This window comes from Parasphingopyxis sp. (genome assembly GCF_028279465.1).
Classification (GTDB): domain Bacteria; phylum Pseudomonadota; class Alphaproteobacteria; order Sphingomonadales; family Sphingomonadaceae; genus Parasphingopyxis.
Genome location: NZ_JANQNS010000008.1, coordinates 295221 through 319310, shown reverse-complemented (window position 1 = coordinate 319310; position 24090 = coordinate 295221). Strand labels below are relative to the sequence as shown.

Here is a 24090-nt window from a genome sequence, read left to right as displayed (position 1 = left end):
CTACTCGTTGTCGCGCATCCAAAAAGTGCCAGCGTAGCCGCCAGCAGGACGGCGGCTATCCTCATGTCCGCACTTCTCCGCTGGTGTTGACGCCGGCCGCATCGGGCGCGCCCAGTTCGGACTGACCCAGCATATCGTCATCGACACTGTCGTCCTTGAGCGTATCGAGATGCATGAGGCGCTTAACCAGCGGACTGACAAGGACGACGACGAACCCCACACCGACGGCGACCAGTCCCATCGTCCAATAGACCTCCAGCGCCGCCTCTCGGGTCATGTTGCCGCCTTCTCCTTCGCCCATCAGCGAACCGAGGAAACCGGCCACATATTGTCCACCGGCGGTGCCGAAGAAGAAGGCGGCCATCATCAGGCTCGCCATATGTTTGACCGAGAGGCGATTCATCGCGCTGAGGCCAACCGGCGAGAGGCAGAGCTCGCCGGTGGTCGAAAGCAGATAGAACAAGAACAGGAACAGCACCGGAAGAAGGACCACCATTTCGCCTTCGATCTCGCGGCTGATGCTGAAATTATTGGCGCCCCAGACGAGCACGACGAAAGCGAAGCCCATCTGGACGATGCCAAGGCCCATCTTCGCCGGAGTCGAAGGCTCCCTGCCCGAGCGACCGAGCCACTGCCAGAGCACCGCGAACAGCGGCGCGAGCAGGATGATGATGATCGGGTTCAGGGACTGGAAGAAGGTGGTCGGAATGCCGCCGCGATCGACAAAGCGATCAGTGAACAGATTCATCGAGCCGCCCGCTTGCTCGAACAGGCCCCAGAAGAGTGGCATGAGCAAGATGAAGAAGATCATCGCAAATACCCGGTCGCGCGCCTCGTTATCGAGCTTGAACGCCTCCCTCAGAACGTAAAGTAAGAGAATGATACCTGAGCTCAGCAGCAACCATCCGACAAGCGACTGATACTGGATCAGAAGCCAGATCACCGCGACGCCAGCAAAGCCGACACCATAGAGCAGCCATTCGAGATTGACGCCCGCGACCTTCTCTTTGAGTTTCGCGGGGACGGGCGGCTCGCCATTGCCGCGCAGCAGCGCCTTTCCGAATATGAAGACGATCAGGCCAAGCAGCATGCCGATGCCCGCAAGGCCGAAGCCGAGCGCCCAGCTGACCGTCTCGCCGAGATAGGCCGCGATCAGTACGCCCGTCGCCGCGCCGAGGTTAATCCCCATGTAGAAAATCGTATAGGCACCATCGCGGCGGACATCGGTGCGCGGATAAAGCTGCCCGACCAACACCGAGATGTTCGCCTTGAGAAAACCCGATCCCACGATGATAAAAGCCAGAGCGAGCCAGAAGATGTTGAGCGTCGGATCATTTTGGTACCCGGAACCGTCGCCCTCAAAGGCCATGAAGAAGTGCCCCGCGGTGAGCAGGATCGCCCCAAACAGCACCGCCTTGCGTTGGCCGAGATAACGGTCGGCAAGCCAGCCGCCCAACACCGGCGTGATATAGACTAGAGACCCATAGGCCCCGTAAATCAGATTCGCGCTGCCATCAGAATAAAGCCAGTGCTTGACGAGATAGAGCGTGAGCAGCGCGCGCATGCCGTAAAAGGAGAAGCGTTCCCACATCTCCGCGAAGAACAGCATGTAGAGGCCCTTGGGATGCCCCAACACCTCCTCGCGCGGGCGGGTTAGCGCGAACGCGCCCGCAATCAGAAATCCTGCGAGAACCAGCGCCGCAATCAGCGCCGCCCAGTCGGCATAGTTCCACATCGATACTGCTTTTAACTCGGTCAAACTACGCCCCCTCCGAACATGATTTATCAGCCTTGCCGGTCTCTTATGGCGGCGCAGACTAGCGCCGAAATCGTCGCTGTGAAGGGGCTGGCGCATTTACCAGCGGATGCTAGTAGCTTGAGCTATGTTCAACGATCTCTCCTCGCCGCTCGACTTCCTAGCAACGCGCCGCTCAAGCCGGCCGCGCGACATGGTGGAGCCCGGACCCGAACCGGCGGAATTGCAACGGATATTGGAGATCGCCACGCGCACGCCCGATCATGGCAAGCTCGCGCCGTGGCGGTTCGTGGTGGTGGACGCGGCGCTCCGGGCACGCTTCGCCGAAATTCTGCACGCCGCATATCGGATCGACCGGGAACAGCCGGGCAGGCTGGAGATCGAGGCGATAGACCAGTTCGCCTATCAGGCGCCGACGCTTATCGTCGCGCTGCACTCTCCGAAGACATCGAGCAAGATTCCGCTCTGGGAGCAGGAGCTTTCGACCGGCGCGGCCTGTTTCAACCTGATCTCTGCGGCGCACGCCCATGGTTATGTCGGCGGCTGGATCACGGGCTGGGCCGCCTATTCGGACGCCGTGCGCGATGCGTTCGGAGCGGCGCCCGAACGGATCGCGGGCTTCATTTTTCTAGGGACAGCGGGCACGGAACTGACCGAACGGCCGCGGCCCGAATTCGATGCTGTCGTGAGCGATTGGGATGGCGCATAGCGACTAATCGAATAAATTCGCGCAACCCCCTTGACGCGACGCAGTGTTTTACGACACTATAGCGCGATGTCGAAAGCCGAAAAACCCGTCTATCTGAAATTGCGCGAGAAGATCGCCGCGGCGATCCTCGATGGTCACTATGGCGATGGCGATCCCCTCCCCTCGGTCCGCGCCTTCGCCGCCGATGAAGGCGCCAATCCGCTAACCGTCGCAAAAGCCTATCAGACGTTTCAGGACGACGGGATCGTCGTGGTCCGGCGCGGCGTCGGCATGTTCGTCGCCAATGGCGCATCGGAAAAACTGCGCACGCGCGAGCGGGAAAGCTTCCTCAATGAGGAATGGCCGAAGATCGTCCGGCATATCGACCGGCTCGGCCTCGACACCGCCGAACTGCTGGATCGCGAAACCGCCTAGGCGGCAAACGTCTCTTCATCCACTGAATAGAGAATATCGGCCTTAGCCGTCGCCGCGGCCTTGAGCCCGCTGGCTTCCGGCACGATCTGGTCGAGATAGAAGCGCGCGGCGGCAATCTTCATTTTCAGGAAGTCGCTATCGCCTTCGCCTGTATCGAGTTGCGCCTGCGCAATCCGGTTCTGACGCGCCATCAGCCAGCCGCAGGTCGCGACGGACAGCATGGTGAGAAACGGATAGCTCGCCGCGAGCCGGTCATCTACGTCCGCTTCGCCCGATGCAAGCCAATGGACAACAGCTTCGCAATCTGCCGCGAGTGCCGCGAGATGCGGCTCGCCTTCCGCACCGTTCGCAATGTCCGATAGCAGCGATCGCATCGCATCGCCGCCGGCGAGCCCCAATTTGCGGCCGACCAGATCGGCGGCCTGAATGCCGTTCGTGCCCTCATAGATCGGCGCGATGCGGATATCGCGAAAATATTGGGCGGCGCCCGTTTCCTCAACAAAGCCCATGCCGCCATGAACCTGCACGCCAAGGTCGGCGATTTCGCAACCGGCATCGGTGCCATAGGCCTTGGCAAGCGGCGTCAGCACTTCGGACCGCGCCTTGGCCGCTTCATCGCCGAGCGTCGCCGCATCGACCTGCCCGGCGGCGTAATAGACGAGCGCGCGCCCGGCCATGGTCAGCGATTTCATGCGGAGCAGCATGCGCCGCACATCGGGATGACCGACAATCGCGACGGGTTCGCGCGATCCCGAACCCGCGCGCGCCGACTGGATGCGTTCGCGCGCGAAATGTACCGCCCGTTGCGTCGCCCGTTCGCCGATCTGGACGCCCTGTAACCCGACATTGAGCCGCGCATTGTTCATCATCGTGAACATCGCGCGCATACCGCCATTTTCCGGGCCGATCAGCCAGCCATGGCAATCGTCATTATCGCCGAAGGACATGGTGCAGGTCGGCGAAGCGTGAATGCCGAGCTTATGCTCCATCGACACGCAGCGGACATCATTGGCCGCGCCTGGCGCTCCATTGTCATCGAGCCGGTACCGCGGCACGAGAAAGAGCGAGATGCCTTTGGTACCCTCGGGCGCGCCCTGCGTCCGCGCGAGCACCAGATGGATTATGTTGTCGGCGAGATCATGCTCGCCAAAGGTGATGTAAATTTTCTGGCCCTTGATCCGCCAGCTTCCATCGCTTGCCGGTTCGGCTTTGGTTTTGAGTGCGCCGACATCCGAACCGGCCTGCGGTTCGGTGAGGTTCATCGTGCCGCTCCATTCGCCAGTCGAAAGCTTGGGCAGATAGGCGGCCTGCTGCTCGGAACTGCCATGATGGGTCAACGCTTCGATCGCACCGACGCTGAGCATCGGGCAGAGGCTGAATGCCATATTTGCGGAACCCAGCGATTCGAGGATCGCCGCCGCCAGGCTGAACGGCATGCCCTGCCCGCCGAAATCCGCCGGTGCCGCAATGGTGCCCCAGCCGCCTTCGACATAGGCGCGATAGGCCTCACGAAACCCGTCGGGCATCACGACGCCTTGATCCGTCAATTTCGCGCCCAATTCATCGCCGACCCGATTCAGCGGCGCCCATTCGCCCGCCGCAAGCTGACCGGCCCCGTCGAGGATCGCGTCAACCATATCGGCCGAGGCTTCCGCAAAGCGCTCGCTTTCCGCGAGACCGGCAATATTGGCGATATGCTCGAGCACAAAACGCTGTTCGGTAACGGGCGGCACAAAGCTCATAATCACATCCTGATCTTGCGGAGAATCTGCGCGGCCTATAGCCCGGCCGCATGCCGACGCCAAATTCCGCGACAGAGACGGCGATCAAGCCCTTTGATGCGGACACGATCGCCGATGCGGCGGCGCGCATTGCCGCTGGCGAATGCGTCGCGATCCCGACGGAAACCGTATACGGACTCGCGGCGAATGCTACGGACGGCAAGGCGGTGGCCGGCATTTACGCTGCGAAAGGACGACCGTCTTTCAACCCGCTGATCGTGCATGTCGCAACGATGGACGAAGCACGCAAAATTGCCCGTTTCGATTCTGCTGGGGAAAACCTTGCCGCCGCCTTCTGGTCAGGCCCGTTAACGCTGATCCTGCCGCTCGCCGAGAACGCGCCAATCGCCGATCTCGTCACCGCTGGTCTGGATACGGTCGCGATCCGTATCCCGGCTCATCCGGCCATGCAGGCGCTGTTGAAGGCGTCCGGCCTGCCGCTTGCCGCGCCCTCGGCCAATGCCAGCGGCAGTATTAGCCCGACCCGCGCGGAGCATGTCGCACGCAGTCTCCGCGGCAAGATCGGCTTGATCGTGGACGCCGGGCCGACGGGCCATGGTATCGAGTCGACGATCGTCGCGTCCCGCCAACACGGTCTGACGCTACTCCGGCCCGGCCCGATCACGGCCGAGCAGATCGAAACGGCGGCGGGCACGCCGATATCGACCGCCAAATCCGAGACGATCTCCGCGCCCGGACAGCTGGCCAGCCACTACGCACCTTCGAAGCCGCTCCGTCTCGATGCAACCGATGCCGAACCGGACGAGTGGCTGATCGGGTTCGGCGATATCGCGGGCGATTCCTCGCTCAGCCCGTCGGGCGATCTCGTCGAAGCCGCGGCCAATCTTTTCGCCGCACTGCACGAGGCCGATGCGAGCGCCCGACCGCAGATCGCCGTCGCACCGTTGCCAGATAAGGGTATCGGCCAGGCCATCACCGACCGATTGGCTCGGGCAGCCCATCGCGACTAATCGGCCGGCATTGTCCTTCGCCATCAAAGCACTTAGGCTGATGCCAGAGAGTTATTGCAAAGGGGAGCAAGATGGGCATCGTTCAACGGTCCGGGGCCGAATTTCTCGGTACATTCTGGTTGGTTTTCGGCGGATGCGGCAGCGCGATTTTCGCGGCCGCCTTTCCGGAAGTCGGCATCGGCCTGCTCGGCGTATCGCTGGCCTTCGGCCTTACCGTGCTCACCATGGCCTATACGCTCGGTCATATCTCCGGATGCCATCTAAACCCTGCGGTGACGCTCGGCTTGTGCGCAGGCGGCCGGTTTTCTTTCTCTGAAGCCCCTGCCTATATCGTCGCGCAGGTGCTCGGCGCGATTGCGGCCGCTGCCGCGCTCTACACAATCGCAAGCGGCGGACCCGATTATGCGGGCGGCTTGGCGTCGAACGGTTTTGGCGAGCATTCGCCCGGCCAATATACGCTGATGGCGGCGCTGCTGATCGAGATACTGCTGACCGCTTTCTTCCTGTTCATCATCATGGGCGCGACCGACGGACGGGCGCCGGCCGGTTTCGCGCCGATCGCCATCGGCCTCGCGCTAACGCTCATCCATCTGATCAGCATTCCGATCACCAATACGTCGGTCAATCCGGCGCGTAGCACTGGCCCGGCGCTGCTCGAGGGCGGCATCGCGCTCGAACAGCTCTGGCTGTTCTGGCTGGCGCCAATTGTCGGCGGGATTATCGGCGGCGTGATCTACAAGATTCTCGGCAGTGAGAAACCGCCGATCGAGGGCGAAGCCGCCAGCTGATCCGAAGCGTGACCATTTAGCTTACTGCGGACCGCTTCAACCGCGCCTGATAGCTTTTCCGGAATTTCTGGAGCTTGGGCGCGACGACGGCCATGCAATAGGGATTGCGGCTGCCTTCCCGCTCGAAATAGTCCTGGTGATAGTCCTCGGCCTTGTACCAGTCTCCGAGCGGCTCGATCGTGGTGACGACCGGATCGTCCCATTCAGTCGCTGCCTGTTCGATCGCCGCTTCGGCCAGCGCCTTCTGCTCGTCGGAATGCGGGAAGATCGCTGAGCGATATTGCGTTCCGACATCGTTGCCCTGGCGATTGAGCTGGGTGGGATCATGCACGTGAAAGAAGATATCGAGCAGATCGGCATAGCCGACCACGTCGCTGTCAAAAGTCAGGCGCACCGCCTCGGCATGGCCGGTATTCCCAGAGCAGACAGATCGATAGTCGGGATTCGCCGTCTCGCCGCCGATATAGCCACTTTCGACCCGGGATACGCCGATCACATCGGTGAAGACCGCTTCGGTACACCAGAAACAGCCGCCAGCCAGAGTCGCTTCTTCCATCGCCATCGCCAATCTCCTTTGCGCCCGATAGGCAGGAGATAGGCGCGTCAAAGCTGGGATCAAGCCTGCACAGCAGGCGAAGGCTGGCTGGGGCGGCAGGGATCGAACCTGCGAATGGCGGCACCAAAAGCCGCTGCCTTACCACTTGGCCACGCCCCAGCAGCCGCGCGCTTATATAGCGAGCGATTTCGCCAGCGAAACCCCCCTGCGCGCTGGCCATGTTCATGCCCCGAAGCTAAGGCGGGCGGGATCACAGGGAGTGAAGAATGGCTGTCCTCGTCACCGGCGCCGCAGGCTTTATCGGAATGCATCTGTGCCAGCATCTACTCGCGCGCGGCGAGCAGGTCATCGGTATCGACAATCTCAACGATTACTATTCGGTGCAGCTGAAGAAGGATCGGCTGGCGACGTTAGCAGGCGACGCCTTCACATTCGAAAAGGTCGATTTTGCCGATCACGCCGCGCTCGAAGAATCTTTGTCCAGCAAAGAGTTCGACCGGATCGTTCACCTCGGGGCGCAGGCGGGAGTGCGGTACAGCCTGACCAACCCGCGCGCCTATATCGCCGCGAATATCGCCGGCCATCTCAATATGATGGAAATCGCGCGCAACCGGCACACGGCGCATATGGTCTATGCGTCCTCCTCGTCCGTCTATGGCGGCAATGAAAGCTTCCCGTTCCGGGTCGAGGACCGGGTCGACCAGCCGGTATCGCTCTATGCCGCGACGAAGAAATCCGACGAGCTGATGAGCGAGACTTATGCGCATCTCTACCGGATCCCGATGACGGGGCTGCGTTTCTTCACCGTATATGGACCCTGGGGCCGCCCGGACATGGCGATGTGGCTCTTCACCAAGGCGATCCTCGCCGACGAGCCGATCGCGGTGTTCAACCATGGCAAAATGCAGCGCGACTTCACCTATATCGACGATATCATTGCGGGCGTGATCGCGGCGCTCGACAGCCCGCCGGCCGATGACGGCGAGGAAAAGGCGGGCGGCAGCACAAAACCGCACGCGCTTTACAATATCGGCAACAACCGCTCCGAGGAGCTGAGCCATATGATCGACATACTCGAAGATGCGCTGGGCAAGAAAGCGGTGCGCGACCTGCAGCCGATCCAGCCCGGCGATGTGCCGGCGACCGCCGCCGATATCAGCGCGATCCGACGCGATCTCGGCTTCGAACCGACCACGACGATCGAGGACGGTATCCCCAAATTCGTCGATTGGTATCGCGACTATCACGGGATCGCCGGATAAGCGGGCTGGCCGATTGACACTGGTTGACACGGTCCCAGCAAGCCCCCCGCCTTTCCCACCAAAGTTGACAAAGTAGGCACTGCGCGCGGGCCACAGGTGCCGTTTTGTTGCGCAAATGCATCCAACATCGAAAGCGATAGACAGGTTTCAAAGAGCGGTGAGGCCGTAACACGGCCACCGTTCGAAGCTCGCAGACATTTTCCAACTTTTGAACTTTTACCGGCGGAAGGCTGGATCCCCCTCCCCTTGATGGGGAGGGGTTAGGGGTGGGGTGATCTATCGGCTAGCGAAATCCTTTGCGGATGGGTCACCCCCTCCCAACCCTCCCCCATCAAGGGGGAGGGCACAAGATCGCACATTGACGGGCAGTCAGTTTGCAATGTTCGTACCAGGCTCGTCCTGCGGTCAATCCGAGCGCAAACCTTGATGCCGCGCCCGACTTGTTGCATTTTCAGCCCGTGTTTCCAGTGGGAGGGAAATGCCATGGCTAAAGTCGAAGAAGCCCAGGTCGCCCCGGCACGGGTCGCGAAAGACCTGACCATCGCCGATCTGCGTACGGCGATTGCGGCGGGATGGGGCGATTTCAAAGCCCATCCGGCATTCGGCCTGTTTTTCGCGTCCATCTATGTGGCGGCCGGGCTGTTTCTCTATTTCGCGCTGTTCACTCGCGGCGAGATCGCCTGGCTGGTGCCCGCGGCCGCCGGCTTTCCTATTCTCGCACCGTTCATCGCGGTCGGACTTTATGAGGTCAGCCGCCGGCGCGAGGCCGGCATGCCGATGCGCTGGCCCGCGATCCTTGGCGCGCTGCGCGGACGCGGCGGCGATCAGATCACGAGCATGGGCGTGATCGTTTTCGTCGCTTTCGGATTCTGGCTGATGGTCGCGCACGGCATATTCGCGATCTTCCTGGCCGAATCCGGCCTCGCTTCGGAATCCTGGGAACTGTTCCAGACGAGCGCGGGCATCGCGATGCTGATCGTCGGCAGCGCCGTGGGCGGCCTGATGGCCCTCGCCTTCTACTCGATCACGGTAATCAGCCTGCCGATGCTCGTCGATCGCGATGTCGATTTCATCACCGCCATCATTGTAAGCCTTGCCGTTGTGCGCTCGAACACGGTCGTGATGCTGGCCTGGGCCTTCATCATCGCGATCACGCTGTTCATCGCCATGCTGCCAGCGTTTCTCGGGTTGCTGGTAGTACTACCGGTACTCGGGCATGCGACATGGCACCTGTTCCGGCGTTCGGTGAGCAATGCGGGGACCTAGAGAGAAAGGTCGGCATTAACGCAAACGCCTTACTTTCGCTGCCATGTCAGACGTCTCCAGCCATGCGCGCCGGAGAGGGTCTACCGAAATGCTCCTGCATCGCGTTCGACCGGAACAGAAAAATTGTGAATACAATATACATCACTATTTCCCTGCCATAGGCGGCATAGCGTCCGTCATTCGTCATCATATCGAACGTCTGGATTGTACACATCATCGCGAGCATGCCGAAAATCACAGCCATGGCGATGGGGGTCCCCGACCATCTCGTAAAATAGCCGGTCAGATAGACCGCGCCGGAAACAAAGATGATGATGAAATGCACCAGTTGCGTGGCCGGTAGGAAATCAGGATTTTTGAGATCCAGCAAGACGAACCCCGCGTATTCCAGCAGGCCCAGTAAGCCCCAGCCCAGCATGAACAGGGCAGATAGAAGCAGAAAATACCGCATGGCCGTTGAGAGCAGCGCCATATCGAATCTCCAAAAATAGAATCAGCGTTCTAATAGTTGACATGACACACATGCTCTGTCAATAAACTGAACATATATTCTATTTTATGAGACACGGAATCATGGGCAAAAACCCCTGGCAATCGGAACTGCATTGGCGCCGCGAAGGTCAGCAGGACCGGGCGCACAAGACCCAGAATCGCGTCCTCGATGCGGCGGAAACCCTGTTTTTCGAGCAAGGCTATGACGCCACGTCCGTGCAGGATGTCGCCAAGCAGGCGAAATGCTCGATCGGTTCGGTCTATCATCATTTCAGGGATAAAAAGGCGATCGCCCTTGCCCTGTTCGACCGGATGACCCGCGAGTTTGAACTGACCATGCGCGAAGCGATGGATCCGGCGCGGTGGAACGGCGCGGGGATCGCGGATATCCTGCATGAATTCATTGAATTCTCGATCATCAACAACAAGACACGCCCTGGCTTCAAGACGGCCGCGCTGGAGGCTGTCCGGCTAGACCCCTCTTTGGGCGACCATTTCCCGCAAATGCAGCGCAAGGCCAACAAGCAGCTCAAGGCGCTGCTGCTCGCCCGGCGACGGGAAATCGGCCACCCCGATCCGGCTTTTGCCTGCGGCTATGTGCTCGATCTGCTAATCGCGTTGCTACGCGCCCGGTTCGATCCCCATGTGCAGAAGTCGCAACTATCCAGACTTTCGAACAAGAAATTCGCCGAACGGGCGCTGTCGCTTGCCTGTTCCTTCCTCCAGCTTGAACGACAGGAACAGGCCAATCATGCGTGAACCGAGAATCGCCATCGTCACCGGGGCCAATAACGGTATCGGATTTGAAACCGCCATCGGGATGGCGAAGGCAGGCTATCATACCGTGCTCGCCTGCCGCAGCGAGGCCAAGGGCCAGACCGCCATGGCGGACATGAAAAAACGCGTGCCCGACGGACAGTTTACGCTGCTGTTGTTGGATCTCAGCGATTTCGACTCAGTGCGCAGTTTTGCGGCCGCTTTTCGCGAGCAATTCGATCATCTGGACGTGCTGATCAACAATGCCGGGGTTCTGGATTATTCCGGCCGGAAAGCGGGTAACGGGTACGAACTGCAATTGATGACCAATCATCTGGGACACATGTTGCTGACATCGCTGCTGCTAGACATGATGCCCGACATGCGGGAATCGCGCATCGTTTCGCTGAGCAGCGTAGCGCACAGAGGCGCGAAGATTCACTTCGACGACATCCACTGCGAACATGTCGAAGGCGTGGCCGCCTACAGCCAGTCGAAGCTGGCCTGCCTGTTATTCGGTGACGAACTCGATAAAAAATTGCGGGCGGCGGGCCGGGAAATTCTCTCGTTGTCGGTTCATCCGGGTGGATCGGACAGTGGTCTGTTCGACGACATGTCGCGCATGCAATATTATTTGATGAAAATCATCGCCCCCTTGATAACCCACAGCAACGCATCGGCGGCACAGCCCGCACTCCATGCGGCCTTGTCTCCCAATGTGAAGGGCGGCGACTATTATGGCCCGCAGGGATTTAAGGAGCTGCGTGGCAAGGTCGGGCCAGCCGAACGCGATGCATCCGCAAAGGATCCGGCGGCGGCCAGAAGACTCTGGGAGGTGTCGGAAGAGCTGATCGGCGAGAAATTCCGGCTGTAACGGGCTTTTTGCTGGGAGGGCATAGTGTCCGCTCCAAATCGGCAGCGGAGCGCTAAACCAGCCGCGACTAGCTGTTACTGAGCTGCCCCCGCACCAGTTTCGAATAATCGTTCATCAGGTCGAGCGTCATTTCGCCCACCTCGAAATTCCACGGGCCGGCTTCGCGCACGGGCGTCACCTCGGCGGCGCTGCCGGTTAGGAAGAATTGTTCGAAGCTTTCCAGCTCCTCGGGCCAGATATCACGCTCGACGACCTTAATCCCGCGCTTCTTGGCAAGGCCCATCACGGTCTGCCGCGTGATGCCGTTGAGGAAACAATCGGGTGTCGGTGTATGAATGATACCGTCCTGGATGAAAAAGGCATTGGCCCCGGTCGCTTCGGCCACCTGTCCGCGCCAGTCCATCATCAGCGCATCGTCATAGCCGCGATCGGATGCATGATGCTTGGACATGGTGCAGATCATATAGAGCCCGGCCGCCTTGGCATGAACGGGCGCGGTATAGGGCGCAGGTCGCCGCCAGGGCGCTATGTCTAGGCGGATGCCGCGTTCCTTGTTTTGAAAATAATCGCCCCATTCCCAGGCCGCGACGGCGACATGCGTTTTCGTCGCCTGCGCCGCGACGCCCATCTGCTCGGGCCCGCGCCAGGCCACCGGCCGCACATAGGCGTCGACCAGATTGTTGGCGGCGAGCACATCGCGGCAGGCCTGGTCGATCTCTTCGACGCTGTAGGGCATCGGCATGCCGAGAATTTTAGCGGACGTGTGGAGCCGCTCGCTGTGCCGGGTGAGTTCGAAAATTTCGCCGCCATAGGCGCGCTGGCCTTCGAAAACGGACGACGCATAGTGCATCGCATGGGTCAGGATATGGACGTTCGCGCCGCGCCAATCGACGAGCTGGCCGTCGAGCCAGATCTTGCCGTCGCGGTCGTCATAGGGTTGGGGTTCGGCCATCGAAATTGCCTCTTGGATCGGTGTCAGCTGGATATTGCACCCGGTTAGGCGCGCTGCCAAAACGGGTCAATATGGCATCCGATCCGCGCAACCCTTCGTCCGCCGCCTCCCCGCTCTTTCTGCGCGAAGCCGAGATACGGCGCGGGATCGAGCTGCTCTTTTTCGGCCATGCCGAGTTGATGCGCAGCGGCGACGATATTCTCGCCGCCCACGAACTCGGGCGCGCCCATCACCGCGCACTGTATTTTATCGCGCGCAAGCCCGGCCTGGCCGTCGGCGAATTGATGACATTGCTCGGCGTTACGAAGCAATCGCTTGGCCGGACGCTCGGCGATCTCGAGACGCGCGGACTTATCTCGCGGCACAAGGGCCAGCGCGACCGGCGGCAGGTGCTGATCCGGCTGACGCCGTCGGGCGAAGCGCTGGAAGGCGAGCTCTTCGCGGCCTTTCGCGAAAAGATGATTGCCGCCTATCGCGATGCCGGACCGGGCGCGGTGACGGGGTTCTGGGCGGTGCTGGAACAGCTGCTGACCGAGGATATGCGGGACCGGGCGGCCGATCTCTCGCGCCGCGGCGGCTAGGGTCAGGGCCTAGCGCTTCGCCTCTTCCGCCATCTCGCGATTGCGCCGGGTCGCCGCGTCGAGCGTGCGCGCGAGCAAGTCCGCCAGCGCATCGCCATCGTCGAGAATATCGAGACCCTTGCGCGTCGATCCACCCGGGCTGGCGACGCGATCCGCCAAGCGGCCGGGATCCTCGTCCGATGTCGCCGCCAGCTCCGCTGCACCTTGCACGGTCGCAATCGCCAGCCGCTTTGCGATATCCGCGTCCAACCCAAGCGAGGCGCCGCCTTGGGCCAGCCCATCGATAAAGCGGAACAGAAAGGCCGGACCGCTGCCCGACAGAGCGGTCACGACGTCGAACAGCGCTTCGTCCGCGATCCACTCAGCAAGCCCGAGCATAGCCATTAGTTCGGCGACGCTCCGGGCGCGCGGATCGGCGCGATCCTCGGCAAGCAGACCCACCGCGCCCTTGCCGAGCGCGACCGGCGTGTTGGGCATGATTCGCACAATTTGACCCGCTACCGGAAAGGCCGCGCGCAGTGTCTCCAGTTCAACGCCCGCAAGGATCGACAGCAGGATGGTCTCTGCGCCGATCGATGGCCGCAAGCCCGGCGCGATATCGGCCAGCATATGCGGCTTGAAGCCCAGCTGGACCATCGTATCCCCGAAACCCTCGGCCGGCGGCGCGGCGACGAGTTCGACACCATCGGGCAGATCGGGGCCTGCCGGATCGATCACGTGGAATCGCTTGGGGTTTTCTCCGGCGGCCAGCCAGCCGGTCAGCATCGCGCCGGCCATATTACCGCAACCGATTAGCCAGACCGGGCGCCCGGCCATCGCGTCAGGCCTCGCCCGCGGTATCGACGAGCGCGGCTTCGAGCGCCTCTTCGGGCGTCTTGTCGCCCCAGAGCACGAACTGGAAAACGGGATAGAAGCGCTCGCATTCGTCGAGCGCCGCCTCGATCAGCGTTTCGGCCTGTTCGAGCGTCAGCCCTGCTTGACTCGACGTATCGAGCAAGGCCGCATGGCGGAACAGGATCATGCCGGACGCCGCCCAAAGCTCGAAATGGCCGAGCCAGAGCTGTTCATTGATCAGGCCGAATGTCTCATAGACGAGCTGCCGCTTTTCTTCGGGAACACGGATATCGGGCAGCGCGAGAAACTGGAGCACGCGATCTTCGGACCGCCAGACCGCGCGCAGCTCATATTGCGTCCAGCTGCCCTTGACCGCGGCGACGATTTCCTCGTCGCCATTGCGTTCGGACTGCCAGTCATGCGCGGAAAAATACTCCTCGAGAATATCGAGGGGTGCGCTTGCCAGCGATCCTTCGCTATAATCTTCGAGGTTCATCCTGCGCCCGATTCCCGACCATGTGCCATGGCCCGGAGGTGAAGAATCAGCCGCTATCCTGCAAGCGAGCCAGCCAGAAAACTGTGGACGAGCGCGCGACTCGCCGCCCCCGCTTTCTATTTAGAATCGCTGGCCTTTTTCGTTGTTTTTGAGGCAGATGCCTTGCGCTTCGTACTGGTATTGCCAGCTTCGAGCGCGTCGAGCCGGGCTTTCAGAGCGTCCGCTTCGTCGCGCGCCGCGGCCGCCATTTCCTTCACCGCCTCGAACTCTTCCCGGCTCACAAAATCCATGCCGCCGACGAAATCCTTGGCCTTTTCGCGCATCGAAGCTTCCGCCTCTCGCCCGACACCGGCCAGCGTTCCGGCGGCACTGTTCACCATTTTCACGAAATCTTCGATCAGCTTGTTTTCGGTCTGCATAGTCTCTTCCCGGGTGCGTTAATGGTGCAATACAGCTATATCTGGGTGCTCGTTTCGCCCACGACAAGGGTTTCCGCATCGGGGTTCATCCGGTCAATCTCGAAATTGAGCGCCGCGGCGAAACATATCCAGGCGATGTAAGGCAGCATCAGCCCCGCCGCGAGCTTGCGGATGCGCCAGAAAACCAGGGTCGTCGCCACAGCCAGAACCAGCATGAGCAGAATCCACCAGAAGGCGAAGCTCACCTGATGCATGCCGAAGAAGATCGGCGACCAGAGCAGATTGACGATCAGTTGGCCAATGAAGAGCCCGATGGCGAGGCCGCGCAAGCGCGATCCGCGCGCCTGGATTACCATCACCAAAGCGAATGCCATCAGCGCGTAGAGAATCGGCCAGACAATGCCGAACAGATAGGATGGCGGCTGGAAGGGCGGCTTTTCGAGCGCCTCATACCAACTCGTCTGGCCCGAACCGGACAGCGCGCCGGCCAGCGATCCCGCCAGCACGATCAACGGCACCAGCACCAGCGCCCAGCGCAGGAATGACATTCGCAGCTGCCCTTTGGTGGCGATGCCGACCATATTGCGACTCCCGATTACGGCTTTCGTTTCTTCGTTAGCGTCAACGGCCCGTGCTTTCCAACCGTTCCGCACCCACAAGGAATTCGACATTGCCCTGCGGTCCCGTAATGGGACTTGGCGTGATACCCAGGACGCGCCATCCGGCGCTTTCCAGCCAATCCGAAACTTCCCTGCAAACCCGCTCATGAATGGCGGGATCGCGCACCACGCCGCCCTTGCCTACCTCGCCGCGCCCGGCTTCGAATTGCGGCTTGATCAGCGCCACTAGGCGAGCGCCGGGCCGCGCAAATTTTAGCGGCGTTTCTAGCACCTTGGCGAGCGATATGAAGCTTGCGTCGCAGACCACCATGTCGATCGGCTCGGGAAGCTGCTCGGCCGACAGATGGCGCGCATTGGTGCGCTCATGGACGATTACCCGATCATCGTCGCGCAGCTTCCAGGCGAGCTGATTGGTACCCGAATCGACGGCGTAGACGCGCACCGCACCCTGGCTCAGCAGCACATCGGTAAAGCCGCCGGTCGACGACCCGATATCGAGCGCGACAACGCCCTCCCCCGTCCAACCGAAATGTGCCAGACCATGGGCGAGCTTGATTCCCCCGCGCGACACCCAGGGATGATCGCGGCCGCGCACTTCGAGCGGCTGGTCCGGCTTGACCGGCTGGCCCGCTTTCTCGACGCGGCGTTCACCCGAGAAGACCTTGCCGGCGAGAATCAGCGCCTGCGCCTTGGAGCGACTTTCGACGAGCCCGCGCTCGACCAGCGCCTGATCCGCCCGTGATTTGGTCATGGGGTGTCCTCGTCTGCCTTTAGCTTTTTCCTATTGGTTCGCGTCGAGCTTGTCGAAGAGGAGATTCCTTTTGTCAGAATTTTCCTGGCGGAAAATCGCGGCACCGGCCCTCTCCCCCTCCCGACCTCCCACTGAGTGTACCCTGTTTGGGAGGTCGGGAGGGGGAGAGGCCCGGTGCCGCGCTCGACCGCTAGGTCGAGTCTGACAAACAAACTCCCGGTGCCGCGAACTTCCGCAAGGAAGTTTCTGACAAACACGCTCACGATCCTTGTGAACATAATCCATTGCGCTTGCCGACCGTTTCCGGGCAATGGAGCGCCATGAGTTTCCCGGTCAAGACCGATTACCGCCGCTGGCGGCAGAAACAGTATCGCTATTCCCCGCAAGACTTTCTTGCGCTCGATCGCCTGCCCTCTGGCCTGATCCTCATCGAGTATGGTGCGGTCGAACTCGCCATGCTCATCAAGAACCGGCATGCCGAAGCGAGCTTTTTCGGGTTTCACGCCGCGCAGAGCCCGGTCATGCGTCAGCCCGTGCCATATTTTCAGGGCCGCAAGGTCGCGCCCAAGCGGCTGAATCAGATTCTGGTCTGCGATCCCTCACTCTATCTGGATGAGGATGTCCGGGTCGGCTGGTTCTTCGGCAACAAATATTGCAATCTCGTCGAGGAGTTACCGCCGATCATGGACAAGATCGACGCGCTGACCGGCGCGACCCGTCGGTTGCTTTGGGGCAACAGCGCGGGCGGCACGGCCGCTTTGCGCTATGCCCGGGACCAGGATGTCAGCGTCGTCATGAACCCGCAGATCATCCTGCGCAATTTTACCTGGAGCCGGGTTGAGCCTTGGCTGCTCCACGCCTGGGACCTCGACGAATATTGGGAAGGCCGCGATTATGGCGCGCGGCATTGCGACCTGCGCGATACGCCGCCCAAGGGCCGGATCGTCTATTGTCAGAATGAGCATGACGATCATGTCGAGCTGCAGCTCGAGCCGCTCGCGGAGATCCTGGGCGTATCGACCGAGCCGGGCGATGACGGCCGGTTCAAGCTGATCCTCGGCGATTGGGGCAAGGGCCATATTCCGCCACCATCCGAAGTACAGCAGCGGATTGTCGGTGAGGAAGTCGCGCGGATGCTCGGCAAACCGGACGGCCTACTGGCGCGACTGGGGTTTGGGCATTGATCTCTGAACATCAAAAATGTCTTATCTTCAATGCCCTAGGCGTTTACAGTAATCGCTGACACCATCTTCCGGAGTATCCCATGCCTGCCGCCACCGACCGTGAAGCGCTGCTCGCCGTTCACGACAAGGAATATGCCAAACTCATCAAGACCCTGGACAGAATCGATGCGCAAACTGCTTTGCTTGCAGCACCCGATGACGATTGGCGGATCAAGGATATTGTTGCACACCGCGCCCATTGGATCGGGCTGTTCTTCACCTGGTACGACGGCGGTAAGGCCGGCGAAGCCGTTGAAACGCCGGCTCCCGGTTACAAGTGGAACAAGCTCAAATCATACAATGCGATGGTAAAGGACACTTATAGCGGCCTCGATTGGGTCGAGGTGCGCAGGACACTCGGAACGCGGGAGAAGAAATTGCGCGACTTTATCGCGGCTCAGGACGATGCCAAACTCTACACACAGCACCTTTATCCGTGGTTGAACAAGTGGACTTTGGGGCGTTGGGCGGAGGCCTCGGGCGCGAGCGCATTCCGTTCGGCCACAAAAGTTATCCGTTCGATACTACGCAAGGCCGAGCATTAGGGCCCAGCCTATTCTCCGTCCTCATCCTTCTTCTGCATCGCATCGGAAAAGGCGGCGGCGAAGATGCCGGTCGGCATGGCGATCACGCCGATCCCGCTGATCGCGATCAATGCGGCGCAGGCGCGGCCGAGCAGGGTCACCGGATAGACATCGCCATAGCCGATCGTGGTCAGTGTCACGACCGCCCACCACAGCGCGCGCGGCACCGATCCGAAGGCTTCGGGCTGGGCTTCGGCCTCCGCGAAATAGAGTAGGGTCGCGCTGAACAGCATCAGCAGCAGCGCGATGATGACCGCGACCGCGAGTTCGAAGCGGCGCTCGAACAATGCGACCATCACATTGTCGAACGCCCGGCTCATACGGCCCAGCCGAACGACGCGCAAAATCCTGAGAATGCGCGCAAAACGCAACCAGTAGAGGCTTGTCGAGGCCAGCGTCAGGAACAGTGGCAGCAGCGCCAGCAAGTCGATAATCGCCGAGGGCGTCATCATCCAGCGCAGCCGGCCCAGCGGCTTGCCGGCAAAACGCGGGTCCTCTGCGGCTACCCAAAGGCGCAGCAGATATTCGATCAGAAAAATAACCCCGAGAATGAGTTGGATCGTTAGAAATGTATGCGCATAGGGATCGCGGAGCGTCGGCTCGGTCTCGAGCACCGCAACGATCGCGGCCATCACGATCAGGACGGCGATAATGATGTTTACGCGCGATAGCCCTTCGGGCCGCGCCCGGGGTTCGAGATCGTAATAGAAGCGGGACCGGATCGACATCGCCCGCCTTTTGCCTAGGCCCGCTCGCCGAGTTCCTCGACATTGACGCTGTTGTGGCGCAGCGCCTTGAGCACGGTTTCGACGATACCGTCGGCATCGAGGCCGGCCATCGCATATTGCTTGTCGGGCTTGTCCTGATCGATGAATGCGTCAGGCATCCGCATCGTGCGGACGGTAAGACCCGCATCGGTGAGTCCGTCATCGCTGGCCATGGTCAGCACATGCGCGCCAAACCCGCCGACGCTCGCCTCCTCGATGGTGATCGCGACCTCATGACTGGTCAGAAGCTGGCGGATCAGGTCGTCGTCGAGCGGCTTGGCGAAGCGCAGATCGGCGACGGTGGTGCTAAGCCCCATGGCGTCGAGCCGGTCGGCCGCCTTTTTCGCCTCTTCGAGCCGCGCGCCCAAGGACAGGATCGCAACCTTGCTGCCATGCCGCACGATACGGCCCTTGCCGATTTCGAGCTTTTCGGGCGTCTCCGGCAACGGAACGCCGACACCGGCGCCGCGCGGATAGCGCACGGCTATCGGCCCGCTATCATGCTCGACCATGGTATAGACCATATGCGCCAGTTCGGCTTCGTCGGCCGCTGCCATGACGACGAAATTCGGCAATGTCGCCAGATAGGCGAGATCGAAACTGCCGGCATGGGTCGATCCGTCGGCGCCGACGAATCCGGCCCGGTCCATCGCGAACCGCACAGGCAGGTTCTGGATCGCCACATCATGGACGACCTGATCATAGGCGCGTTGCAGGAAGGTCGAATAAATCGCGCAGAAGGGCCGCATACCCTGCGCGGCCAGCCCCGCTGCGAATGTCACCGCATGTTGCTCGGCAATGCCGACATCGAAGGCGCGATCGGGATGCGCAGCGGCGAATTTGTCGACGCCTGTGCCGCTCGGCATGGCCGCTGTAATGGCGCAGATACGGTCGTCCGTCTCGGCAAGCTTGGCGAGCGTCTCGCCGAAGACATTCTGATAGGCAGGCGGACCGCCGCCCGGACCCTTGTCCTGCTTGCCGGTCACGACGTCGAACTTGGCGACGCCATGATATTTGTCGGCCGATTCCTCGGCGAAGGAATAGCCCTTGCCCTTTTTCGTCACGACATGGATCAGGCAAGGGCCTTCCGCCGCATCGCGCACATTTTCGAGCACCGGGATCAGATGATCCATGTCATGCCCGTCGATCGGGCCGACATAATAGAAGCCGAGTTCTTCGAAGAGCGTGCCGCCGGTGACCATGCCGCGCGTATATTCGTCCGCCTTTTTCGCCGTGGTCTGCAACCGCTTGGGCAGCTTCTTCGCGACCTTCTTGGCAATATCGCGCAGGCCCAGAAATTCGCGCGACGATATTAGTCGCGCCAAATAACCAGACAGGCCGCCGACCGGCGGCGCAATCGACATATCATTGTCGTTGAGGATCACGACGAGCCGGTTTCCCGCAGCCTCGGCGTTGTTCATCGCCTCATAGGCCATGCCGGCGCTCATCGCGCCGTCGCCGATTACAGCAATCGCCTTGCCGGGTTTGCCCGCCAGCTTGTTGGCGGTCGCAAAGCCGAGCGCCGCCGAAATCGAGGTCGAGCTGTGTGCGGCACCGAACGGATCATATTCGCTTTCGGACCGCTTGGTGAAGCCGGACAGGCCCCCACCCTGCCGCAGCGTGCGGATGCGTTCGCGGCGGCCGGTAAGGATCTTATGCGGATAGCATTGATGGCCGACATCCCAGACCAGCCGGTCCTCAGGCGTATTGAACACATAATGGATGGCCGCCGTCAGTTCGACGACGCCGAGTCCCGCGCCGAGATGCCCACCGGTCACGGACACGGCGGAAATGACTTCCTGCCGTAACTCGTCCGCGAGCTGAGTCAGCTGTTCGGATTTGAGTTTCCGGAGATCCGCCGGATATTCGACTTGGTCGAGCAACGGGGTATCGGGGCGATCGGACATAGGAAGTGCAACCTTTCTCGATTCGCCGTTCTAATGTCTGGAATCCGTGCTGTCGAACCCGCTAGGCAGTTGAGATCAGCCGCATTCGGCGCACAGGCCGCGCACCTCGATCACCGGACGTTCGGGATTGAACCCCTGCTGCTTGGCTGCCGCGCGCACGCCATCGGCCAGCCTGTCATCATCCAGATGCGTCGTTCCGCCGCAATTATCGCATACGAGAAAGATACAATCGTGCAGACATTCGGGATGCCGGTTCACCATATACGCGTTCTCGCTTTCGATCCGGCGCGCGACATTGGCCGCGGTAAAAAGATCAAGAATTCGGTACACACTGTTCGCCGCGACCCGGCGATCCTGCGCCTTGGACACCGCCTCGGCGATGTCATAGGCCGAGGCCGGGCGTTCGAACGCCGCGAGCGCATCGAAGACGGCGGCGCGCATCTTCGTCCATTGCTCACCGGAAGCCTCAAGCGCCGATCGCGCCGCAGAGACGAGCGCCTCCCCTTCATGGAGTATATGCGTATGATGTGGGTCAGACATATGCGGAAAATACGGCGAATCGGGCGCTTTCGCAATCCCTGTAAGCCTGGTTTATCAGGCTCGATCTGGCGGTCGCCAGCCCATCGCGGACTGATCACTTTTCGAGGCTGCAATATCATGCAGCGGAAAAGCATGTGCCCCGGCACATGTTGGCAATCGGCATAGGGAAGCATATCTGCGCTGCATCATGACGAGTGTTGCCCTGCCCCAACCCAGCGAAACCATCGGACGCCCCAGAGCTATCGCCTGGTGGCTGCTCGGCGTGGCCGCGCTGGTGTTCGTGATGGTCGTCGTCGGCGGGATCACGCGGCTGACCGAATCCGGACTCTCCATGGTGCGCTGGGAGCCGATTTCGGGGATCATACCTCCGCTTAACGCCGAACAATGGGAAGCCGAACTCGAAGCCTATCGCACCTCGCCCGAATACCAACAGATCAATCGCGGCATGTCGATGGCCGAATTCCAGGCGATCTTCTTCTGGGAATATGTCCACCGCGTGCTTGGCCGGCTGATCGGCCTCGCTTTCGCCATCCCGCTCGCCTGGTTCTGGATCAAGAAGGCGATCCCGACCGGCTATCATTTCCGTCTTGTCGCGCTGCTCGCGCTTGGCGGGTTCCAGGGCGCAATCGGCTGGTGGATGGTCGCGAGCGGCCTCGTCGACCGCCCAGATGTCAGCCATATCCGGCTCGCCGTGCATCTGATGACGGCGCTCTTCATTCTCGGCGGGCTCGTCTGGACGGCGCTCGACCTGTTCGCGCTCGATCGCAATGCGGAGGCGCAACCGGCGAGAATGACCGGCTTTTCGCTCGGCGTACTGCTCGTGCTCGCCATCCAGATCATGCTCGGCGCGTTCGTCGCCGGCCTTAAGGCGGGCTACGCCTTCGCGACCTGGCCGCTGATGGGCAACGAGTTCTTCCCGGCCAATACGCCGATGCTGGAAACCGCCTGGCGCAATCTCGTCGACAATCCCATCGTGGTGCAATTCGCGCATCGCTGGTGGGCGGTCGTTACCGTGATCGCGCTCGTCTGGATGGCGCGGAAGGTCCGCAAAGAGCATCGCATGGCTTCGGTCGCGATCCACACTGCCTTCGGCACCCAGTTTCTGCTCGGCATCGCCACGCTGCTCTCGGGCATGAACATCGTGATCGCTACCTCGCATCAGGCGGTGGGCGCACTGGTCGTCATCACCGCCGCATGGGGCGCGCATCTGATCGGCCGGCGGGAACCGGCATGAGCGATATCGCGACCGTCTATGCGGTGTTCGGATCGCGGGACGAAGCCGAGCGGATCGGCCGCGCGATGGTCGAGAAGCGCCTCGCCGCCTGCGTCAATATCCTCGGGCCCGCCAAATCGATCTACCGCTGGGACGGCGATATCGAGACGGCAGAGGAGGTCCCCACGCTATTCAAGACGACCATGGACGCGGCCAACGCGCTGATCGCTGGCATCACGCAAATGCACAGCTATGACGTCCCCGCGGTCTGTCTCTGGCCGATCGCGCGTACGCTCGAAAGCTATGCGGAATGGGTCAATTCGGAGACCGATGATTGAGCGCGGCGTAAGCGATGGTATCATAATACCCGTCAGCAAAGCCCCGCTCTGCTTGACGTAGCGCGCATTAGTCGCCATTAGGCCGCTCGAAACGCCGCTCCTCACGGGGTGGCGTATCTGTTTTTTACGCAAGCCGGGGCGCAGAGCCCCTTATGGAGGTTGAGGCCATGAAGGCGCTCACGAAAACCACCCGCTCGGCGAACAAGACCGAAGTGGAAAAGAAATGGGTGTTGGTCGATGTCGACGGTCTCGTCGTCGGTCGCGCCGCAGCCGAAGTCGCGAAGATTCTGCGCGGCAAGCACAAGCCGATTTTCACGCCGCATGTCGACTGCGGCGACAATGTCATCGTCATCAACGCCGCGAAAGCCCGCTTCACCGGCAACAAGACGACCGACAAGATCTATTACAAGCATACCGGTTATCCGGGCGGCCTGAAGGAAACGACGCCGGAACGGATTTTCGAGGGCAAGTTCCCCGAGCGCGTGTTCCAGAAAGCCGTCGAGCGGATGATCCCGCGTGGCCCGCTGGGCCGTCAGCAGATGCGCAACCTGCGCGTCTTCCCGGGCGCCGAGCATCCGCATGAGGCGCTCAAGCCCGAGACGATCGATCTCGCTTCCCGCAATCGCAAGAATAAGGTGAGCGCATAATGGCCGACAAGAAATCCCTGTCAGATCTCAAAGAGATCACCGAAGCCGCTGAAGCGGAGACCAAGACGGAAGAAAAGCCGGCCGCCGAAGCCGAAGCCGCTGCGGACACGCCTGCGGAAGACACCACTGACTCTGCTGAGGAAGCCGCGCCGCCCGTCGAAGAAACGCCGCTGCGCGAACAGGAGATCGACGATCTCGGCCGCGCCTATGCGACCGGCCGCCGCAAGGATGCCGTTGCGCGCGTCTGGCTGAAGCCGGGCAAGGGTATGATCACGGTCAATGGCCGGGACCAGTCCAAATATTTCGCGCGGCCTTCGCTGCGTCTCATCATCAACCAGCCCTTTGATATCTCGGAGCGGCGCGGCCAGTATGATATCGTCGCTACCGTCAAAGGCGGCGGGCTTTCGGGCCAGGCCGGCGCGGTCAAGCATGGCATCAGCCAGGCGCTCGCCCGGTACGAGCCGAAGCTGCGCGGCACGATGAAGGCCGCCGGGTTCCTGACCCGCGACAGCCGCGTCGTCGAGCGTAAGAAATATGGCCGGGCCAAGGCGCGCAAGAGCTTCCAGTTCTCGAAGCGCTAGGGCGTTCGATCA

At 61.3% G+C, this 24090-nt stretch carries 28 protein-coding genes and 1 tRNA gene; 15 read left to right on the top strand and 14 right to left on the bottom strand.

The window, feature by feature from the left end; translation table 11 throughout:
* Positions 1–61: 61 nt before the first annotated feature.
* On the bottom strand, positions 62–1735 hold the full coding sequence (locus tag Q0974_RS05770; RefSeq protein ID WP_299323732.1) for an oligopeptide:H+ symporter: 1674 nt from the start codon (positions 1733–1735) through the stop codon (positions 62–64).
* A 148-nt stretch (positions 1736–1883) separates the two neighbouring features.
* On the opposite strand from Q0974_RS05770, the gene Q0974_RS05765 reads away from it, so the two are divergent.
* Together Q0974_RS05765 and Q0974_RS05760 are read left to right on the top strand one after the other, a co-directional pair.
* Positions 1884–2465, top strand: coding sequence for a nitroreductase (locus Q0974_RS05765; protein WP_299323675.1), 582 nt, complete (start codon positions 1884–1886; stop codon positions 2463–2465).
* Between the two features lie 66 nt (positions 2466–2531).
* Positions 2532–2879, top strand: coding sequence for a GntR family transcriptional regulator (locus tag Q0974_RS05760; protein ID WP_299323672.1), 348 nt, complete (start codon positions 2532–2534; stop codon positions 2877–2879).
* On the opposite strand, the gene Q0974_RS05755 is transcribed toward Q0974_RS05760, so the two are convergent.
* Positions 2876–4621: an acyl-CoA dehydrogenase gene (locus Q0974_RS05755; RefSeq protein ID WP_299323670.1), complete on the bottom strand. Its 1746-nt coding sequence runs from the start codon at positions 4619–4621 to the stop codon at positions 2876–2878. The genes Q0974_RS05760 and Q0974_RS05755 overlap by 4 nt on opposite strands.
* Before the next feature lie 50 nt (positions 4622–4671).
* Here Q0974_RS05755 and Q0974_RS05750 point away from each other — a divergent pair, with 50 nt between their 5' ends.
* Both Q0974_RS05750 and aqpZ read left to right on the top strand, forming a co-directional pair.
* Entirely contained in the window at positions 4672–5631 is a 960-nt protein-coding gene (locus Q0974_RS05750) for an L-threonylcarbamoyladenylate synthase (protein WP_299323668.1), read from the top strand.
* Positions 5632–5702: 71 nt separating this feature from the next.
* Entirely contained in the window at positions 5703–6419 is a 717-nt protein-coding gene (gene aqpZ, locus Q0974_RS05745; protein WP_299323666.1) for an aquaporin Z, read from the top strand.
* Positions 6420–6435: 16 nt separating this feature from the next.
* On the opposite strand, the gene msrA is transcribed toward aqpZ, so the two are convergent.
* Positions 6436–6981 (bottom strand): peptide-methionine (S)-S-oxide reductase MsrA, encoded by a 546-nt coding sequence (gene msrA, locus Q0974_RS05740; protein WP_299323663.1) that lies wholly within the window; start codon positions 6979–6981, stop codon positions 6436–6438.
* 78 nt (positions 6982–7059) lie between these two features.
* A tRNA-Gln gene (locus tag Q0974_RS05735) sits at positions 7060–7134 on the bottom strand.
* 107 nt (positions 7135–7241) lie between these two features.
* On the opposite strand from Q0974_RS05735, the gene Q0974_RS05730 reads away from it, so the two are divergent.
* Both Q0974_RS05730 and Q0974_RS05725 read left to right on the top strand, forming a co-directional pair.
* The gene (locus Q0974_RS05730; protein ID WP_299323661.1) at positions 7242–8237 is read left to right on the top strand and encodes a GDP-mannose 4,6-dehydratase; all 996 of its coding nucleotides are present in this window, start codon (positions 7242–7244) and stop codon (positions 8235–8237) included.
* Positions 8238–8720: 483 nt separating this feature from the next.
* On the top strand, positions 8721–9503 hold the full coding sequence (locus Q0974_RS05725; protein ID WP_299323659.1) for a DUF2189 domain-containing protein: 783 nt from the start codon (positions 8721–8723) through the stop codon (positions 9501–9503).
* Between the two features lie 46 nt (positions 9504–9549).
* Here Q0974_RS05725 and Q0974_RS05720 read toward each other — a convergent pair whose 3' ends face one another.
* Positions 9550–9975: a hypothetical protein gene (locus Q0974_RS05720; protein ID WP_299323658.1), complete on the bottom strand. Its 426-nt coding sequence runs from the start codon at positions 9973–9975 to the stop codon at positions 9550–9552.
* Positions 9976–10061: 86 nt separating this feature from the next.
* Here Q0974_RS05720 and Q0974_RS05715 point away from each other — a divergent pair, with 86 nt between their 5' ends.
* Together Q0974_RS05715 and Q0974_RS05710 are read left to right on the top strand one after the other, a co-directional pair.
* Positions 10062–10754, top strand: a complete 693-nt coding sequence (locus Q0974_RS05715) for a TetR/AcrR family transcriptional regulator (protein ID WP_299323656.1) — start codon at positions 10062–10064, stop codon at positions 10752–10754.
* Positions 10723–11625, top strand: a complete 903-nt coding sequence (locus Q0974_RS05710) for an oxidoreductase (RefSeq protein ID WP_299323655.1) — start codon at positions 10723–10725, stop codon at positions 11623–11625. The genes Q0974_RS05715 and Q0974_RS05710 overlap by 32 nt, the downstream gene beginning before the upstream one ends.
* A gap of 67 nt (positions 11626–11692) precedes the next feature.
* Here the strand turns inward: Q0974_RS05710 and Q0974_RS05705 are convergent, their stop codons facing one another.
* Positions 11693–12577: a branched-chain amino acid aminotransferase gene (locus Q0974_RS05705; RefSeq protein ID WP_299323652.1), complete on the bottom strand. Its 885-nt coding sequence runs from the start codon at positions 12575–12577 to the stop codon at positions 11693–11695.
* Between the two features lie 71 nt (positions 12578–12648).
* On the opposite strand from Q0974_RS05705, the gene Q0974_RS05700 reads away from it, so the two are divergent.
* Positions 12649–13158 carry a MarR family transcriptional regulator gene (locus Q0974_RS05700; RefSeq protein WP_299323650.1) on the top strand — a complete coding sequence of 170 codons (510 nt, stop codon included), beginning with the start codon at positions 12649–12651 and terminating at the stop codon, positions 13156–13158.
* Between the two features lie 9 nt (positions 13159–13167).
* Here Q0974_RS05700 and proC read toward each other — a convergent pair whose 3' ends face one another.
* From proC to Q0974_RS05675, 5 genes are all read right to left on the bottom strand, one after another.
* Positions 13168–13974: a pyrroline-5-carboxylate reductase gene (gene proC, locus Q0974_RS05695; RefSeq protein WP_299323647.1), complete on the bottom strand. Its 807-nt coding sequence runs from the start codon at positions 13972–13974 to the stop codon at positions 13168–13170.
* Between the two features lie 4 nt (positions 13975–13978).
* Positions 13979–14488 (bottom strand): YbjN domain-containing protein, encoded by a 510-nt coding sequence (locus tag Q0974_RS05690; protein ID WP_299323645.1) that lies wholly within the window; start codon positions 14486–14488, stop codon positions 13979–13981.
* A gap of 116 nt (positions 14489–14604) precedes the next feature.
* Positions 14605–14907, bottom strand: a complete 303-nt coding sequence (locus tag Q0974_RS05685; RefSeq protein WP_299323642.1) for an accessory factor UbiK family protein — start codon at positions 14905–14907, stop codon at positions 14605–14607.
* 35 nt (positions 14908–14942) lie between these two features.
* Entirely contained in the window at positions 14943–15488 is a 546-nt protein-coding gene (locus Q0974_RS05680) for a TspO/MBR family protein (protein WP_299323640.1), read from the bottom strand.
* A 40-nt stretch (positions 15489–15528) separates the two neighbouring features.
* Positions 15529–16278 (bottom strand): TlyA family RNA methyltransferase, encoded by a 750-nt coding sequence (locus Q0974_RS05675; RefSeq protein WP_299323638.1) that lies wholly within the window; start codon positions 16276–16278, stop codon positions 15529–15531.
* A gap of 320 nt (positions 16279–16598) precedes the next feature.
* On the opposite strand from Q0974_RS05675, the gene Q0974_RS05670 reads away from it, so the two are divergent.
* Both Q0974_RS05670 and Q0974_RS05665 read left to right on the top strand, forming a co-directional pair.
* Entirely contained in the window at positions 16599–17462 is an 864-nt protein-coding gene (locus tag Q0974_RS05670; RefSeq protein ID WP_299323636.1) for a hypothetical protein, read from the top strand.
* Between the two features lie 80 nt (positions 17463–17542).
* The gene (locus Q0974_RS05665) at positions 17543–18046 is read left to right on the top strand and encodes a ClbS/DfsB family four-helix bundle protein (RefSeq protein WP_299323634.1); all 504 of its coding nucleotides are present in this window, start codon (positions 17543–17545) and stop codon (positions 18044–18046) included.
* Between the two features lie 8 nt (positions 18047–18054).
* Here the strand turns inward: Q0974_RS05665 and Q0974_RS05660 are convergent, their stop codons facing one another.
* The 3 genes from Q0974_RS05660 to Q0974_RS05650 all read right to left on the bottom strand — a co-directional run bounded on the left by Q0974_RS05660 (position 18055) and on the right by Q0974_RS05650 (position 21299).
* Positions 18055–18813 carry an ion transporter gene (locus tag Q0974_RS05660; RefSeq protein WP_299323631.1) on the bottom strand — a complete coding sequence of 253 codons (759 nt, stop codon included), beginning with the start codon at positions 18811–18813 and terminating at the stop codon, positions 18055–18057.
* 14 nt (positions 18814–18827) lie between these two features.
* Entirely contained in the window at positions 18828–20759 is a 1932-nt protein-coding gene (gene dxs / locus Q0974_RS05655) for a 1-deoxy-D-xylulose-5-phosphate synthase (protein WP_299323629.1), read from the bottom strand.
* A gap of 75 nt (positions 20760–20834) precedes the next feature.
* A complete protein-coding gene (locus tag Q0974_RS05650) occupies positions 20835–21299 on the bottom strand; it encodes a transcriptional repressor (RefSeq protein WP_299323626.1) in 465 nt (154 codons plus the stop codon).
* 187 nt (positions 21300–21486) lie between these two features.
* Here Q0974_RS05650 and Q0974_RS05645 point away from each other — a divergent pair, with 187 nt between their 5' ends.
* The 4 genes from Q0974_RS05645 (at position 21487) to rpsI (ending at position 24078) form a co-directional block, all read left to right on the top strand.
* Positions 21487–22533, top strand: a complete 1047-nt coding sequence (locus Q0974_RS05645; protein WP_299323625.1) for a COX15/CtaA family protein — start codon at positions 21487–21489, stop codon at positions 22531–22533.
* Positions 22530–22850: a divalent-cation tolerance protein CutA gene (gene cutA / locus Q0974_RS05640; RefSeq protein WP_299323623.1), complete on the top strand. Its 321-nt coding sequence runs from the start codon at positions 22530–22532 to the stop codon at positions 22848–22850. Before Q0974_RS05645 ends, cutA begins: the two co-directional genes overlap by 4 nt.
* A 167-nt stretch (positions 22851–23017) precedes the next feature.
* On the top strand, positions 23018–23497 hold the full coding sequence (gene rplM / locus Q0974_RS05635; protein WP_299323622.1) for a 50S ribosomal protein L13: 480 nt from the start codon (positions 23018–23020) through the stop codon (positions 23495–23497).
* On the top strand, positions 23497–24078 hold the full coding sequence (gene rpsI / locus Q0974_RS05630; protein ID WP_299323619.1) for a 30S ribosomal protein S9: 582 nt from the start codon (positions 23497–23499) through the stop codon (positions 24076–24078). Before rplM ends, rpsI begins: the two co-directional genes overlap by 1 nt.
* Positions 24079–24090 lie beyond the last annotated feature (12 nt).

What these genes read in the sequence shown, in the direction of transcription:
- Q0974_RS05770 (WP_299323732.1), bottom strand. Translation starts at nt 1,735, where the DNA reads ATGTGGAACTATGCCGACTGGGCGGCGCTGATTGCGGCGCTGGTTCTC.
- Q0974_RS05765 (WP_299323675.1), top strand. Translation starts at nt 1,884, where the DNA reads ATGTTCAACGATCTCTCCTCGCCGCTCGACTTCCTAGCAACGCGCCGC.
- Q0974_RS05760 (WP_299323672.1), top strand. Translation starts at nt 2,532, where the DNA reads ATGTCGAAAGCCGAAAAACCCGTCTATCTGAAATTGCGCGAGAAGATC.
- Q0974_RS05755 (WP_299323670.1), bottom strand. Translation starts at nt 4,621, where the DNA reads ATGAGCTTTGTGCCGCCCGTTACCGAACAGCGTTTTGTGCTCGAGCAT.
- Q0974_RS05750 (WP_299323668.1), top strand. Translation starts at nt 4,672, where the DNA reads ATGCCGACGCCAAATTCCGCGACAGAGACGGCGATCAAGCCCTTTGAT.
- aqpZ (WP_299323666.1), top strand. Translation starts at nt 5,703, where the DNA reads ATGGGCATCGTTCAACGGTCCGGGGCCGAATTTCTCGGTACATTCTGG.
- msrA (WP_299323663.1), bottom strand. Translation starts at nt 6,981, where the DNA reads ATGGCGATGGAAGAAGCGACTCTGGCTGGCGGCTGTTTCTGGTGTACC.
- Q0974_RS05730 (WP_299323661.1), top strand. Translation starts at nt 7,242, where the DNA reads ATGGCTGTCCTCGTCACCGGCGCCGCAGGCTTTATCGGAATGCATCTG.
- Q0974_RS05725 (WP_299323659.1), top strand. Translation starts at nt 8,721, where the DNA reads ATGGCTAAAGTCGAAGAAGCCCAGGTCGCCCCGGCACGGGTCGCGAAA.
- Q0974_RS05720 (WP_299323658.1), bottom strand. Translation starts at nt 9,975, where the DNA reads ATGGCGCTGCTCTCAACGGCCATGCGGTATTTTCTGCTTCTATCTGCC.
- Q0974_RS05715 (WP_299323656.1), top strand. Translation starts at nt 10,062, where the DNA reads ATGAGACACGGAATCATGGGCAAAAACCCCTGGCAATCGGAACTGCAT.
- Q0974_RS05705 (WP_299323652.1), bottom strand. Translation starts at nt 12,577, where the DNA reads ATGGCCGAACCCCAACCCTATGACGACCGCGACGGCAAGATCTGGCTC.
- Q0974_RS05700 (WP_299323650.1), top strand. Translation starts at nt 12,649, where the DNA reads ATGGCATCCGATCCGCGCAACCCTTCGTCCGCCGCCTCCCCGCTCTTT.
- proC (WP_299323647.1), bottom strand. Translation starts at nt 13,974, where the DNA reads ATGGCCGGGCGCCCGGTCTGGCTAATCGGTTGCGGTAATATGGCCGGC.
- Q0974_RS05690 (WP_299323645.1), bottom strand. Translation starts at nt 14,488, where the DNA reads ATGAACCTCGAAGATTATAGCGAAGGATCGCTGGCAAGCGCACCCCTC.
- Q0974_RS05685 (WP_299323642.1), bottom strand. Translation starts at nt 14,907, where the DNA reads ATGCAGACCGAAAACAAGCTGATCGAAGATTTCGTGAAAATGGTGAAC.
- Q0974_RS05680 (WP_299323640.1), bottom strand. Translation starts at nt 15,488, where the DNA reads ATGGTCGGCATCGCCACCAAAGGGCAGCTGCGAATGTCATTCCTGCGC.
- Q0974_RS05675 (WP_299323638.1), bottom strand. Translation starts at nt 16,278, where the DNA reads ATGACCAAATCACGGGCGGATCAGGCGCTGGTCGAGCGCGGGCTCGTC.
- Q0974_RS05670 (WP_299323636.1), top strand. Translation starts at nt 16,599, where the DNA reads ATGAGTTTCCCGGTCAAGACCGATTACCGCCGCTGGCGGCAGAAACAG.
- Q0974_RS05665 (WP_299323634.1), top strand. Translation starts at nt 17,543, where the DNA reads ATGCCTGCCGCCACCGACCGTGAAGCGCTGCTCGCCGTTCACGACAAG.
- Q0974_RS05660 (WP_299323631.1), bottom strand. Translation starts at nt 18,813, where the DNA reads ATGTCGATCCGGTCCCGCTTCTATTACGATCTCGAACCCCGGGCGCGG.
- dxs (WP_299323629.1), bottom strand. Translation starts at nt 20,759, where the DNA reads ATGTCCGATCGCCCCGATACCCCGTTGCTCGACCAAGTCGAATATCCG.
- Q0974_RS05650 (WP_299323626.1), bottom strand. Translation starts at nt 21,299, where the DNA reads ATGTCTGACCCACATCATACGCATATACTCCATGAAGGGGAGGCGCTC.
- Q0974_RS05645 (WP_299323625.1), top strand. Translation starts at nt 21,487, where the DNA reads ATGACGAGTGTTGCCCTGCCCCAACCCAGCGAAACCATCGGACGCCCC.
- cutA (WP_299323623.1), top strand. Translation starts at nt 22,530, where the DNA reads ATGAGCGATATCGCGACCGTCTATGCGGTGTTCGGATCGCGGGACGAA.
- rplM (WP_299323622.1), top strand. Translation starts at nt 23,018, where the DNA reads ATGAAGGCGCTCACGAAAACCACCCGCTCGGCGAACAAGACCGAAGTG.
- rpsI (WP_299323619.1), top strand. Translation starts at nt 23,497, where the DNA reads ATGGCCGACAAGAAATCCCTGTCAGATCTCAAAGAGATCACCGAAGCC.